A 13047-nucleotide genomic window follows, 5' to 3' on the forward strand; every position below is an offset into this window, starting at 1 on the left:
GGTGTCTTGATATGAAGAAAACGTGGCTACCATTTCTCTTGTTACCACTTCTAGTATCTGCTACTATTTTTTCAGCACAAGCTCCCTATGATACTGCACAAGGTTTTGAAGGACTTAACATAGGTGCTGGATTGGCAATTGGTTTAGCTGCTATAGGTGCTGGCGTTGCTGTAGGTATGGCTGCTGCTGCTGGTATTGGTGTACTAACAGAAAGAAGAGACATGTTTGGTACAATTTTAATCTTCGTAGCTATAGGTGAAGGAATAGCCGTATACGGTATCTTGTTCGCGGTATTAATGCTATTCGGTAAGTTCTAAAAGACAAAAATGTTTTTTATCTTCTTCTTATTTTCCTTTTCCTAAATGAAAGTTTCCAAGGAAAAGTGGGAGAAAAATTTTAGTGAATGGTTAGATTGGGTATTAAGAGAGGCTGAGATTTACGATTATGGCCGATATCCCGTAAAAGGTATGGGGGTATGGATGCCATATGGTTTCAAGATAAGGCAAAATGTGCTTCAACTTATCAGAAAATTATTAGATGAAACAGGACATGAAGAAGTTTTATTTCCATTACTTATTCCAGAAGATCTATTGAAAAAAGAAAGTGAACACATAAGGGGATTTGAGGAAGAAGTCTATTGGGTAACTAAGGGTGGTTCTCAAGATCTAGATGTAAAATTAGCATTAAGACCTACCAGTGAAACTTCTATAACGTTTATGGAATCTTTTTGGGTTAAAAGTTACAAACAATTACCTAAAAAATATTACCAAATTGTTAGTGTATTTAGATACGAGACTAAAGCTACAAGGCCTATGATGAGATTAAGGGAAATAACAACTTTCAAGGAAGCTCATACACTTCACGAAACATATGAAGATGCGGCTAGGCAAGTAGACGAAGCTATAAATATATATAAAGCGTTCTTTGATGAGCTTGGAATTCCATATATGATTTCTAAAAGACCAGAATGGGATAAATTTGCTGGAGCTGAGTACACTATAGCTTTTGATACTATATTACCAGATTCGAGAGTTTTACAAATAGGTACTGTGCATCATTTAGGTCAGCACTTTACGAAGGCTTTTGATTTCAAAATCCAAAGAAAAGATGGAAGTTTAGATTATCCTCATCAAACTAGTTATGGGATTTCAGATAGAGTAATAGCAGTACTTATAGCTATAAATGGTGATGATCATGGTCCAGTACTAAACCCTGTAATAGCACCAATAAAGGTAGTTATAGTTCCTATACCAGCTAAGGATGAAGAAACAACTGCTAAAATTATTAACTATGCTAAAGAAGTTGGAGAGAATCTAAAGAATAGAGGCATTACTGTGGTAATAGATGATGATAAAGAGAAAACACCTGGTGAGAAGTTCTATATATGGGAATTAAAAGGAGTTCCTTTAAGAATTGAAATAGGCCCTAAGGAACTAAATAATAATACTGTTTATATTAAAAGAAGGGATACTTTTGAAGGTAAATCAGTGCCTAAAGATAAGGCAGTAGAGGAGGTAAATACTCTATTAGAGAAAATAAAGAATGATTTACATGAGAAGGCGTTAAAGTTCTTAAAAGAGAGGATAATATATACTGAAGACCTTAATGAAGCTAAAAAGATTTTAGAAGAAAGAGCTGGCGTTGTTGAAGTACCATGGTGTGGTGATAATAATTGCGGCTTGCAACTTCAGGATGTAACTAATGCTAGAGTTTTGGGTATTCCTCTTGATGAGGATAAAGATGTTAGTAATGCAAAATGTGTAATGTGTAAAAAACCAGCAAAATCATTACTTAGGTTGGCAAAAACTTATTAATAATATAAACTAGGAATTAAATAGGGTGCTAATTTGCCAAAGAAAAGAGAAAATAGAGGAAGGAGAAAGGGAGACAAAGGTCACGTAGGTTATATTTATTGTGATCAATGTGGTGCCAGAGTACCAGAAGATAAAGCTATATGTGTTACAAAGATGTATAGTCCAGTAGATCCAGCTTTAGCTTCTGAACTAGAAAAGAAAGGAGCCATAATAATGAGATATCCAGTTACTAAATGTTATTGTGTAAATTGTGCTGTATTCTTGGGAATAATTAAGATTAGACCAGAAGAAGAAAGAAAACAAAAAGCAAAACTCTACTAATAAACTTTTTTATGCATTTCATGTATATTTTAATTTGACGTCAAATGAGATTATATGAACTAAGTTTTTATGAGGTCGAGCAATTCTTTTATAAGCTAGCAGAAGTGAGAGATATAATCAAAGATCAAGGTTTACTTTCCTTTTTACCACAAAAGTTAGACGCAGAATTAGTCCAGGGTTCTACTATGGTAAAACATGCCTTTCCAATATTTCAGAAGGGAGGAGTTGTTATGGACGTAACTAATGTTACCCAGGCGGAAATCGCTGAAGATGCTGGAGCTACTGCTGTAATGGTTTTAGATAAACTACCTTATGACGTAAGAAAAAGTGGTGGTGTAGCAAGGATGGCTGACCCTAAGATAATTGAAGAAGTCATGAATTCTATTACAATCCCTGTTATGGCTAAGGTGAGAATAGGACACTATTATGAAGCTAAAATACTGGAAGCCTTAGGTGTTGATATGATAGATGAGAGTGAAGTACTAACTCCAGCTGATGAGGAACACCATATTAATAAATGGGAATTTAAAGTACCTTTTGTAAATGGTGCAAGGAACTTAGGAGAAGCTTTAAGAAGGATAACAGAAGGTGCATCAATGATTAGAACTAAAGGTGAGGCTGGTACTGGTAATGTAAGTGAAGCTGTTAAACACATGAAGATAATAAATGGTGAAATAAGGTCGTTGATTTCCATGTCAGAAGAAGATAGAATGAAAAAAGCAAGAGAATATCAAGTTCCATATCAAATAGTTGAGTTAACAGTAAAGTTAGGAAGATTACCAGTAGTTAATTTCGCTGCTGGAGGTATTGCAACACCAGCAGATGCCGCATTAATGATGTGGTTAGGTGCCGATGGCATATTTGTAGGTTCTGGTATCTTTAAGAGCCAAGACCCTGATGTTAGAGCGAAGGCTATAGTATTAGCTACCGCTAACTGGGAAGACCCAGAAATAGTTCTTGAAGCTCAAAAGATGATAAGCGAGAGTAAAAGCATGATGGGAATTGATATTAAAGCATTGAAGCCAGAGGAATTACTTCAGGTGAGAGGTCAATGAAAATTGGAATTGTTGCATATCAAGGTAGCTTTGAAGAACATGCGTTACAGACTAAAAGAGCTTTGGACAATTTGAAAATTCAAGGAGATATAGTTGCTGTGAAAAAACCTAATGATTTGAAAGATGTTGATGCTATAATAATACCTGGCGGAGAGAGTACAACCATTGGCGTTGTTGCTCAAAAACTTGGTATTTTAGATGAATTAAAAGAGAAAATAAATTCTGGGATACCAACTTTAGGTACTTGTGCTGGAGCAATAATTTTAGCAAAAGATGTTACAGACGCCAAAGTCGGTAAAAAATCTCAGCCGTTAATTGGTTCAATGGATATTTCTGTGATTAGAAACTATTATGGTAGACAAAGAGAAAGTTTTGAAGCAACTGTTGATTTATCAGAAATAGGGGGAGGAAAGACTAGAGTTGTGTTTATAAGAGCTCCTGCTATAGTCAAAACATGGGGAGATGCAAAGCCATTATCAAAACTTAATGATGTAATAATTATGGCTATGGAGAGAAATATGGTTGCTACAACATTTCATCCAGAGTTATCTTCAACTACTGTAATTCACGAGTTTCTCATTAAAATGGCAAAGAAATAGGTTTATTAGTTTTTAAATTAGATTAATTTTTAAGGGTTCAAACTATTGCCTCCGAAAGATCTTTTAATAGATAAGTCAGCCTTAATACATGGCGTATCTAAATATTTAGAGCGTAAAATTATATACGGTAATATCTTAATTCATAAAAGATTATTAAGCGAGATAGAGAAAGATGCTCGAGAAGGTCTTGTTACTGCTGAAATAGCTCTTGATGAGATTAAAAGGTTGAGAGATGTCTCCGAATCACTTTTAGTTAGCTTTGAAATAGTTGGTGATTTAATTAGTAGACAAGATACAAATGATGAATTAAGGGAATATTGCCTTAAAAGAGGATGTACTATAGTTACAGCTGATGAGATACAGAAACAAATTGCAGAGAATTTAGGTATAGATGTATTTTACTTAAGTCCATTAGAGAATGCTTTAGAAATAGAGAGTTACTTTGACGAAAATACTATGAGTGTTCATCTAAAGGAAGGAACCACACCAAAGGCAAAAAGAGGGAAACCGGGTTATTGGCAGTTTGTAGAATTATCTTCAGAGATCACGTCTGGCTATCAAATAAAGAAATTAGTAAGTGAAATATTAGCCTCGGTCAAGTACGTTAAGGATTCTTTCATAGAAATTGAAAGAAAAGGTTCAACAATAGTTCAGTTAGGTAACTATAGGGTTATAATCACTCACCCACCGTTAAGTGATGGCTGGGAAGTTACAATAACTAGACCAGTGACAAGGAAGAAGCTTGAAGATTATAACTTACATGAGAAATTAATGAATAGATTAAAAGAACATGCAGAAGGAATTTTAATTGCTGGTTCTCCAGGTATGGGGAAGACAACATTTGCCCAAGCTTTAGCAGAGTTTTATAATAGAATGGGAAAAGTAGTTAAGACTATTGAATCACCTAGAGATATGCATTTACCACCAGAAATAACCCAATACTCAAAGAATTACGCTGAAGTTGGAGAACTTCATGACATATTATTACTCAGTAGACCTGACTATACTGTATATGATGAAATGAGGAATGACGAGGATTTTAAGTTATATATTGATTTACGATTAGCTGGAATAGGAATGATAGGAGTAGTCCACGCAACATCACCTATAGATGCTATTCATAGATTTATAAATAGGGTTGATATAGGAACTATTCCTAATATCTTGGATACAGTAATATTTATTCATGCAGGAAATGTGGCTAAAGTTTACAGTTTGGATATGACAGTAAAAGTTCCTACTGGATTGAGAGAGGCTGATTTAGCCAGACCAGTAGTTGAAGTTAAGGATTTAATAGAGGATAAAGTTGAATATGAGATTTATGTATTTGGAGAACAAACAATGTTAGTACCAGTTGGTAAAATAGCTGGAAACAAACAGAATGCAATGCAGAATAAACTAGAGAGAGTCATACTTAATGTGATTCCAAATGCTTCGGTAACTTATGAAAACGGAGAATATGTTATAACAATTCCTAAAGAAGAAATAGGCAAATTTAATAAAAAGCTAGTTAGCAAGTTAAAGAGGTATGAGAAGAAGCACGGAATTAGAATAAGAGTTAAGTTTGATACTTCATAAGAAAGAATCTAAGGTTCTACTTATTTTACTCTCAACATAACGGACTAGATCTTCTAATTCCATTCCTTTTTCTACTGTTTCTAAATCTATTGCATAATTTCCTCCCTCAGTTTGCCTTAACATATCAAATTTTATAAACCTTAGCATCTTAGGTAATTTAACGCCTAAAAATAGTTCGCCCCCACTTCTTTTGGCAAACTCTCTAATGCCTTCAGCTTGTTCTTTCTCTATATATATTTTCTGTCCATTTTTTCTACTTTTTACTTCAATTAATATTATAACTCCAGATTTTAATGCGATAATATCTGGTACGTGATCTTTTCTCTTAGAACCACTAGCTGGAGCTCTTATAACAGCAAATCCTTTATCTCTTAGCCTAGAAACAATATAACGTTCTACCGAAGAACCCCGTGATTTATTGGAATTCACAATATACATATAAAAAATTAAGATTTAGGCTTTCCTCTGAGCGAAATCTCTCTAATTTGCCTACCTACTTGTTCTTCCAAGCTGTTTTCAACCTCTTTCATACCATTAACAAGTGTGGGTGCTCCTTTATTGTATTCTTCAATCCATTCTTCAGCGAATTTTCCGCTCCTTATTCTATCTAATACTTCTTTCATTCTCTTCTTTACATCCTCATTTATAACATATTTTCCTGCAGTAAAACCGCCATATTTAGCTGTTTCTGATACAGCTTTTAACATTCCTGTAAATCCTTTTTCATATATTAAATCTACTATCATTTTCATTTCGTTTATAGTCTCATAGTAAGCTATTTCCGGTTGATAGCCGGCTTCAACTAAAACTTGAAAAGCTGTCCTCATTAATTGTGTAATTCCTCCTACCAAATCAACTTGTTCGCCAAATAGGTCAGTTTCAGTTTCTTCTTTAAATGTCGTCTCTATAACTCCAGCCCTCGTAGCTCCTAATGCTTTCGCAATAGCCAATGCTTTTTCAAAAGCTTTCCCAGAGTAGTTTTGGTGTACTGCTACTAGAGCTGGTACTCCTCCTCCCTTTGCAAAATATTCTCTTACTATTGGTCCAGGTCCTTTAGGTGCTATCATATAAACATCAACTGTCTTGGGCGGTTCTATTAACTTATAATGGATATTAAATCCATGTGCGAATACAAGATCCATTCCATCCCTTAAATAAGGTGCTACTCTTTCTCTATACACATATCTTTGGACCATATCTGGTACTAAGAAAATTACTATATCCGACTTCTTTACTGCATCTTCTGTATGCATTGGGTTGAACCCATCACTTTCTGCTACTTTCCATGAATTTCCTTCTCTTTCTAATCCCACAAGTACCTTTAATCCAGAATCTCTAAGGTTAAGCGCCCAAGCTCTTCCTTGACTTCCATATCCTAGTACAGCTATTGTTTTATCCTTTATAGGATCTAAACTTGCATCTTTATCAATATATACTTTTGCCACTTACAACCCCCCAACTGATTGTTGTTACTTTTGTAAAAACTGGTTTAAAAACAACTATATCATATTCTCTAGCCTGTGAGGGCTCTCCTTCAATTATTGTACCATTGTTTCTAATAATGTATGTTACTACTTTTGCATCTTCTAGAATTTCTACTTTCTCTACATCTACTGTTTTGCTTAAATTTTGAATCGCTATATCGAAATTATTACTGTAAGGAATACCCATATAAATCTCGTATAAACCATCATCAGAAATCCTCCTAGCTTGCATCCAATTTATATCCATTAATAGTTTTCTAAAAGCTCCAGCAACTCTTTCAAAGAACCCTGGATCTCTATAATATCCAACTACTCTAACTACTTTTTCTTGGGTCACGTACAATCACCTGCTTTAATCTTCCTCCAGGAGGTAATGTGGGTAATGCTAATTCTTCTTTATCGACCGGAATTCTTATTACTGCAGGAATATTTTCTTTCATAGCTGTTTTAAGTGATTTTTCTATTTCTTCATAAGAAGTAGCGTTAAATCCTAGAGCTCCAAATGCCTCTGCTAATTTTACGAAATCTGGCGAGGGTCCGTAGTCTACTCCTACAATTCTGTTTCCAAAGAACAAATCTTGAACTTGCCTTACTAGACCTAATGTCCTATTATCAAACACTACTGATATAATTGGAATATGCTCATCCACAGCAGTAGCGAGATTATTTCCAGTCATTAAGAAAGACCCATCACCATCCAGATCCACTACAACCTTATCTGGTTTAGCTAATTTAGCTCCCATTGCAGCTGGTAAACCAAATCCCATTGTTCCCATACCAGTCGAAGATAAAAACGTTCTAGGTTCTAATACTTCCCAGAATACTTCTGCCCACATTTGATGTTGTCCCACACCAGTAGTTACTATAGCATCTCTAGGTATCGTATTCCTTATTGTCTTTAATATCTTCCATGGTTTTAGTTTATTTGGTTCGTCATAATAATAGAATTGTGAGTAATATTCCTTATATTCTTTTACTCTTTTTATCCAGGCGCTATGATCATTCTTTTTACCTACTTCGTATATTGCTTTCATCAATTCCCTAAGTAGAATTTTTGCATTACCTACAAGATTTACATCAACTTTTATTGCTCTTTCTCCATCTGAGGGATCTATGTTAATCATTATGAATTTCTTTCTTGTCTCAATCATTTCATCGTATGAAGTAAAGGTTCTATCACTAAACCTAGCTCCAATAACTAACATAGCATCTGATTCTAAGGCAGCCATTGAAGCTTCTGCTCTTCCATAGTATCCCATGGCACCGAAATATAGTGGGTGGTCATGTGGTATAGCGGACTTACCAGGGAATGTTGATACTATTGGAATATGCAAATACTCGGCAAGTTCAAGAACCTCTTGTGTTGCGTTAGACCATACAACACCAGTTCCTACTAAAATTATAGGTCTCTCAGCATTTACCAGTATTTCTGCAGCTTTCTTTAACTTCTGTCTATCAATTATTGTAGGAAACTCTTTGTAACCTTTTACCATGGGTTTTTCTGGCCATTTTACTTCCTCAACTTTTTCATAGAAAATATCTCTAGGTATGTCAACAACTACAGGTCCTGGTCTACCTGTTGTTGCTATATAGAATGCATTCTTTATCCAAATTGGAATTTCTTCTAATTTCTTTACTTCTACAACGTATTTTGTAATATGTTCAAATATACCCATGGCATCGGCTTCCTGGAATGCCATTTTTCCAATGGAATTTCTAGGTACTTGTCCAGTTATTGCTATAACTGGCGAGGAATCCCAGTATGCTGTTATTAGGCCAGTAACTAAGTTTGTTGCACCAGGACCGGATGTTGCTGTACATACTCCCGGTATTCCTGAAGCTCTTGCATACCCATCAGCTGCATGAGCGGCAGCTTGTTCATGTCTCATTAATACGTGTCTTAGTTCTCCATTTTGTAAGTCTTCAATAAATGCGTCATAAAGTTGCATATTGGATAGGCCAGGTATTCCGAATATTACTTTTACTCCTTCTCTTTTTAGAGCATCTATTGTTATTCTAGCCCCTGTTGGCATTATAGTAACACCTCTTTAGAATTATTTCTTTTATAGTTAATTTGTGCTTGTTCAAAGTTATCTTTGACTTGAGGAAAAGAATTAGACTTGGAGGGTACAGTCACCTATCATCTTTTTCACAGACTCTACATAAGAAGTTAAACTTTTTAAGCATTACTATTTTTCTTTTCACAAAAATTAATGGAGAATTAAAAACTTTTTATTTTTTCAAGTATCTGCTTGTGATGAATTATATCTGACCACATTTCTAAACATTTTATATTGCCCAAATATAACCATGTATTACCAAAATGTACTCTTCTATCATCGATAAACATTATCTCATCTGGTTTTAAATATATCCCCTTTTCTCTCATTTTATCTATAATTTCCGCAATAAAAATAAACTTAAATGGGTAATCTTTAGATGTAATAATATCAAAATATTCTCTTATTTTAAGAAGATCAAGGATTTCATATGTTTTTTCTGGTAAATTCCAAGTCGCTAACCCAATAAACAATCCCATGTCTTTTAAACTCTTTAATGTGTCTCTAACTTCTGGAAATAATGTAAGTCTATTACCCTCTGAATCCTCGATTGAATTCTCGTTAATTAGTTTATAAGGTTTTTTAAAGATAGAAATATTATAATGATCCCATAGAGTTTTGTCGGCATCAAACACTACTATCTTTATCATCATTCATAGATAAAGGAGGGACATAATAAATAATTTTGCCCTTGTGATAATCTCTTATAAACGCTTTTGCTGCTTCTTCTATGTTAGGCTCTTTAGTGGATTTATATAACCATCCTCTTTTTAACGCTAATTTTTCAAAAAACTCATAGGGAGAATTAAAAGTTATATTATATGTCTCCTTAATAGCATTTGGATTATATTTTATAATTCTTAGTAAGAGCATTTCCCCTGCCTTAACTGGATCTTCAAGTTTTTCTACACTTATTCCTCTAATGACTTTCTCTAATTCATTTCCGTCTGGGGGTATGATACCTGGTGAATCCCATGCATATATTTTTGAGTCTATTTTGAACTTTTGGATGGTTTTCGTATAACCATATGCCATTGGTATTTTTGAAGTTGAAGCAGAATGCTTTCCCTTTAATGCATTAATAATAGAAGATTTCCCCGTTTTGGGATATCCTACAAATATTACTGTTCCCTCTTTTCCTCTTAATAACTCTTTTATTTTATCACGTAGAATTTTAGTACCTAAATGCATGGTCGCTGAAATATATATCGCATTTTTTCCTTCATTCTCAAATATCTTTTTCCATCCTTCTAAAATTTCTCTAGGAATTAAATCTGCTTTATTAAGAACTATTAAGATCTTCCTTTCCCTATTAAGTGCATATTCCTCTAATTTTTTTGACCTAGTCAAATCTGGCTCTCTAGCATCTATTACCTCTATTACTAAGTCTGATTTATTAATAAATCTAAGTACTTCCCTAATCATTCACTTTATTTTTTTAGCAACTGAGTTATATATATGCCAATTGGAAGTATAGCGGTTTTTGACGAGGGCGTTTTCAATGGTTTCATAGAGTATGATGCCCTAGTTGAAGGGGTTAAATTAACATCAAGAGAAAGAGAAATGGAATATACATTTGACATAGAAAGAAAGGCTGAAAAAGTCTATGTAATACTAAATATAGAAAGAAAAAAGTTCTTGGAACCAAAATGGAGATTATGGTTAAACGAATTTTCATTAACGAAAGAGTTTAGACCCAACATAGAAGTTGATTCTGGCAATACCATTATATCGTCTATAATATATGATATAACTCCAATAGTAAAGCAGGGTAAAAATGTTTTTTCAATAGTATATAAAGGCCTAGATAGTATAACCGTGGATAGTGTTGGTCATATAATATTTTATCCAGTAAGAGAATTCGAAACAAGATATCAACTATATGCGGGATCTTTACTATTGAAACCTAAAGAGAGTGTAGAGTTTACTTGTTATGGTGAATGTTATATTATTGCGAAGAATCCTAGTAAAGATACTAAAGTAAACATAGGAACTAGTGAAGTTACAGGTGATAATGAAGTAGCCGATATAAAGATAGAAAAGGAGGGTAATGTGAGTATAATATTTTCAGCTCCAGAGAATTTTAAAAACTATGGAAGAGTATATTCTTTCTATTCGTTAAAATATAAAGTACCCACAATTGATATTAAAGCTGAAGCAATTGTTAGGGATGGATATATTGAAATAAAATTAGTAAACAATAGTGAAATTGATTTAGATAAAGTGTTAGCAAATTTATTCCTTAATAGCATATCCATTAACTTCAAAAGTTTCAATAATATAAACAAGGGACAAATTATTGAATATAAAATTCCTCTGAATAATTCTAAGGGAAATTTAAATCTTAGAGTTGTAGGAATAAAAGCAGGATATAGAAAGATTTTTGATATAAATGTGTTAAATAGGTAATGTTCCTAATGCAAATAAAATTAATGTTCCTAAAGCATAAACTTTCATATAAGCTCTAGCTTTTGAAGCACTTTCTATATCATGTCTTAGTAATACTACTAGGATAAGTATAATGTCCAAGAATAATATTCCAATTAAGTAAATTATGTTGAACCCAAAGAAATAAGGAATAAAAGATGTTACTATGAGTATTACCAGTATAATTTTAGATATAAACCAAGTCTTCTCAATACCTACTCTTACTGCAAGCGTCTTGACACCATTAGTCATATCACCCTTTACATCTTCTATTCCCTTTACGAATTCTCTAGTTAAAGTGAAGAAAAATATGTATAATGTGGGTATTAATGTCCTAATAACCCATGATCCTTCAAAAAATGCCAGACCTCCGTAAAATGCTGAAAGAGCCGATGTTAAGGCTACTATTAAATTACCTACTAATCCTTGTTTCTTTAAGTCTTTAGCATAGTAATATAAAGCTAAAACAGTTAGTAAAGCTATTATAAATGCATAAATGTTTAGTAAAACTGATAATACTATACCAACTAAAAACAAAACTATTGATAATGATCTAGCTCTTGAGATTTTTATCCTACCCGATGGTAAGGGTCTATTTGGTTTATTTATTTTATCAATCTCGATATCAAAAACATCATTAATTATGTAGCCTCCAGCAGCGATAACAGAAACAACAATCATTGCAAGGATAAGTTTTATTGGTACTATTTTCCATTCAGAAGCAACAACATAGCCCATAAATACGGAAATAGCAGAGCCTATAACGTTATGTATTCTTACAAGTTCAAAATAAGCTTTTACTGACATTTTTCATATATTGATTTACTAGGAAATTAAAAAGGTGATTTTAGTGGTATCACAAGAAGAAATTGAAAAAGCTGAAAAGTACTTTAAGAATGTTATTTCGGTGGGGGAAATCATTGCTTTGAGGGAGTTAAAAGCTATAGGAATTAATAATCCTGAGGAAGTAATAAGTAAACTAATGGAAATGGGTGTAATCGAAAAAGGCGAAGGATGTTATAATCTAGTACGGAAAAGAAGTGAATGAAAATCGAATTCTTCGTTTACACTTAATGTTTTATCCTTCAAGACTCTGAAAGCTAATGGCAAAACTACTCTCCAAGTTTTTTCCAGAATTGTTGTCAATCTAAACTGTTTATTTATTTCGTTTTTCAATTTGTTAAATTTACTTAAGTGTAAAGAATTATCATTTTCATAAACTAGTTTAGGTATTGTTTCTAACATTTCTCCGATAGAAAAAATCCCACCTCCAGTAAATATTTTAATTAAACCTAACGTATCACCTATACCGTACTTATATACTGGTTTAGCTCTTGGTATCGAGCCTCCATGTATGTCTATAATTCTCTTGTTTACTTTAGGGATAAATAGTTTGGGATCATAATAAGATAATGAACCTACTAATGTCCCATAACTAAGTGGGACTATCCATCCGAAACCTGCTGGATTCCTAGGATCAAAGAATACTTCTATACTGTCACTTTCAATTGGTTCTGTTAGATATTCGATAGCTTTAATCCATTTAGCTTTTCCTTTCCAGCCAGAAGCATCAATGATTTTTCCTTCATATTTCTCGTTATTTGCAAGAAGTTTATTACTATTTTCTATTTTTACATCGGTAGATTTTTTGACTTTAAGATTTTCTTCCAAATATTTTTCAAGTTTTAGTCTATTTAATCTTACTATGT

General features: G+C 33.3%; 16 protein-coding genes. 8 read left to right on the plus strand and 8 right to left on the minus strand.

From position 1 onward, the window contains the following. Positions 1-11: 11 nt before the first annotated feature. The 6 genes from STK_RS08060 to STK_RS08085 are packed head-to-tail and all read left to right on the plus strand — an operon-like array spanning position 12 to position 5367. Complete coding sequence (locus STK_RS08060) at positions 12-317, plus strand: ATP synthase subunit K (RefSeq protein WP_010979485.1); 306 nt, start codon at positions 12-14, stop codon at positions 315-317. 45 nt (positions 318-362) lie between these two features. Further along, positions 363-1814 (plus strand): proline--tRNA ligase, encoded by a 1452-nt coding sequence (gene proS, locus STK_RS08065; RefSeq protein ID WP_010979486.1) that lies wholly within the window; start codon positions 363-365, stop codon positions 1812-1814. A 33-nt stretch (positions 1815-1847) separates the two neighbouring features. Beyond that, complete coding sequence (locus tag STK_RS08070) at positions 1848-2135, plus strand: 30S ribosomal protein S26e (protein ID WP_010979487.1); 288 nt, start codon at positions 1848-1850, stop codon at positions 2133-2135. 44 nt (positions 2136-2179) lie between these two features. Beyond that, positions 2180-3190 (plus strand): pyridoxal 5'-phosphate synthase lyase subunit PdxS, encoded by a 1011-nt coding sequence (gene pdxS / locus STK_RS08075; protein ID WP_010979488.1) that lies wholly within the window; start codon positions 2180-2182, stop codon positions 3188-3190. After that, the gene (gene pdxT, locus STK_RS08080; protein WP_010979489.1) at positions 3187-3789 is read left to right on the plus strand and encodes a pyridoxal 5'-phosphate synthase glutaminase subunit PdxT; all 603 of its coding nucleotides are present in this window, start codon (positions 3187-3189) and stop codon (positions 3787-3789) included. The genes pdxS and pdxT overlap by 4 nt, the downstream gene beginning before the upstream one ends. Positions 3790-3834: 45 nt before the next feature. Further along, positions 3835-5367: a PINc/VapC family ATPase gene (locus STK_RS08085; RefSeq protein WP_010979490.1), complete on the plus strand. Its 1533-nt coding sequence runs from the start codon at positions 3835-3837 to the stop codon at positions 5365-5367. Here the strand turns inward: STK_RS08085 and hjc are convergent. The 6 genes from hjc to STK_RS08115 form a co-directional block, all read right to left on the minus strand. Beyond that, positions 5362-5805 carry a Holliday junction resolvase Hjc gene (hjc, locus tag STK_RS08090; protein WP_010979491.1) on the minus strand — a complete coding sequence of 148 codons (444 nt, stop codon included), beginning with the start codon at positions 5803-5805 and terminating at the stop codon, positions 5362-5364. The two genes, STK_RS08085 and hjc, sit on opposite strands and share 6 nt — an antisense overlap. Positions 5806-5813: 8 nt before the next feature. Next, positions 5814-6812, minus strand: a complete 999-nt coding sequence (gene ilvC / locus STK_RS08095) for a ketol-acid reductoisomerase (RefSeq protein WP_010979492.1) — start codon at positions 6810-6812, stop codon at positions 5814-5816. After that, complete coding sequence (locus tag STK_RS08100) at positions 6793-7188, minus strand: ACT domain-containing protein (RefSeq protein WP_010979493.1); 396 nt, start codon at positions 7186-7188, stop codon at positions 6793-6795. Before STK_RS08100 ends, ilvC begins: the two co-directional genes overlap by 20 nt. Continuing rightward, positions 7166-8884: an acetolactate synthase large subunit gene (locus STK_RS08105; protein WP_010979494.1), complete on the minus strand. Its 1719-nt coding sequence runs from the start codon at positions 8882-8884 to the stop codon at positions 7166-7168. The genes STK_RS08100 and STK_RS08105 overlap by 23 nt, the downstream gene beginning before the upstream one ends. A 188-nt stretch (positions 8885-9072) precedes the next feature. Further along, complete coding sequence (locus tag STK_RS08110; protein ID WP_052846567.1) at positions 9073-9561, minus strand: magnesium-dependent phosphatase-1; 489 nt, start codon at positions 9559-9561, stop codon at positions 9073-9075. Next, on the minus strand, positions 9539-10336 hold the full coding sequence (locus tag STK_RS08115) for a GTPase (protein WP_010979496.1): 798 nt from the start codon (positions 10334-10336) through the stop codon (positions 9539-9541). The genes STK_RS08110 and STK_RS08115 overlap by 23 nt, the downstream gene beginning before the upstream one ends. A 33-nt stretch (positions 10337-10369) precedes the next feature. On the opposite strand from STK_RS08115, the gene STK_RS08120 reads away from it, so the two are divergent. After that, the gene (locus tag STK_RS08120; protein WP_010979497.1) at positions 10370-11320 is read left to right on the plus strand and encodes a hypothetical protein; all 951 of its coding nucleotides are present in this window, start codon (positions 10370-10372) and stop codon (positions 11318-11320) included. Here STK_RS08120 and STK_RS08125 read toward each other — a convergent pair. Continuing rightward, positions 11309-12145 carry a UbiA family prenyltransferase gene (locus STK_RS08125; protein ID WP_010979498.1) on the minus strand — a complete coding sequence of 279 codons (837 nt, stop codon included), beginning with the start codon at positions 12143-12145 and terminating at the stop codon, positions 11309-11311. The genes STK_RS08120 and STK_RS08125 overlap by 12 nt on opposite strands. 34 nt (positions 12146-12179) lie before the next feature. Between STK_RS08125 and STK_RS08130 the strand changes: the two genes are divergently transcribed. Further along, complete coding sequence (locus STK_RS08130) at positions 12180-12386, plus strand: PolB1-binding protein PBP2 family protein (RefSeq protein ID WP_198429663.1); 207 nt, start codon at positions 12180-12182, stop codon at positions 12384-12386. On the opposite strand, the gene STK_RS08135 is transcribed toward STK_RS08130, so the two are convergent. Next, positions 12356-13009, minus strand: a complete 654-nt coding sequence (locus STK_RS08135; protein ID WP_232616455.1) for an NAD(P)/FAD-dependent oxidoreductase — start codon at positions 13007-13009, stop codon at positions 12356-12358. The genes STK_RS08130 and STK_RS08135 overlap by 31 nt on opposite strands. Between the last annotated feature and the right edge of the window lie 38 nt (positions 13010-13047).

Source organism: Sulfurisphaera tokodaii str. 7 (assembly GCF_000011205.1).
GTDB classification, from domain to species: Archaea; Thermoproteota; Thermoprotei_A; order Sulfolobales; family Sulfolobaceae; genus Sulfurisphaera; species Sulfurisphaera tokodaii.

Excerpts from the sequence above, each read along its gene's own strand:
- pdxT (WP_010979489.1), top strand. The coding sequence starts at position 3,187 with ATGAAAATTGGAATTGTTGCATATCAAGGTAGCTTTGAAGAACATGCG.
- hjc (WP_010979491.1), bottom strand. The coding sequence starts at position 5,805 with ATGTATATTGTGAATTCCAATAAATCACGGGGTTCTTCGGTAGAACGT.
- STK_RS08120 (WP_010979497.1), top strand. The coding sequence starts at position 10,370 with ATGCCAATTGGAAGTATAGCGGTTTTTGACGAGGGCGTTTTCAATGGT.
- STK_RS08115 (WP_010979496.1), bottom strand. The coding sequence starts at position 10,336 with ATGATTAGGGAAGTACTTAGATTTATTAATAAATCAGACTTAGTAATA.
- pdxS (WP_010979488.1), top strand. The coding sequence starts at position 2,180 with ATGAGATTATATGAACTAAGTTTTTATGAGGTCGAGCAATTCTTTTAT.
- STK_RS08105 (WP_010979494.1), bottom strand. The coding sequence starts at position 8,884 with ATGCCAACAGGGGCTAGAATAACAATAGATGCTCTAAAAAGAGAAGGA.
- STK_RS08110 (WP_052846567.1), bottom strand. The coding sequence starts at position 9,561 with ATGATAAAGATAGTAGTGTTTGATGCCGACAAAACTCTATGGGATCAT.
- STK_RS08060 (WP_010979485.1), top strand. The coding sequence starts at position 12 with ATGAAGAAAACGTGGCTACCATTTCTCTTGTTACCACTTCTAGTATCT.
- STK_RS08125 (WP_010979498.1), bottom strand. The coding sequence starts at position 12,145 with ATGTCAGTAAAAGCTTATTTTGAACTTGTAAGAATACATAACGTTATA.
- proS (WP_010979486.1), top strand. The coding sequence starts at position 363 with ATGAAAGTTTCCAAGGAAAAGTGGGAGAAAAATTTTAGTGAATGGTTA.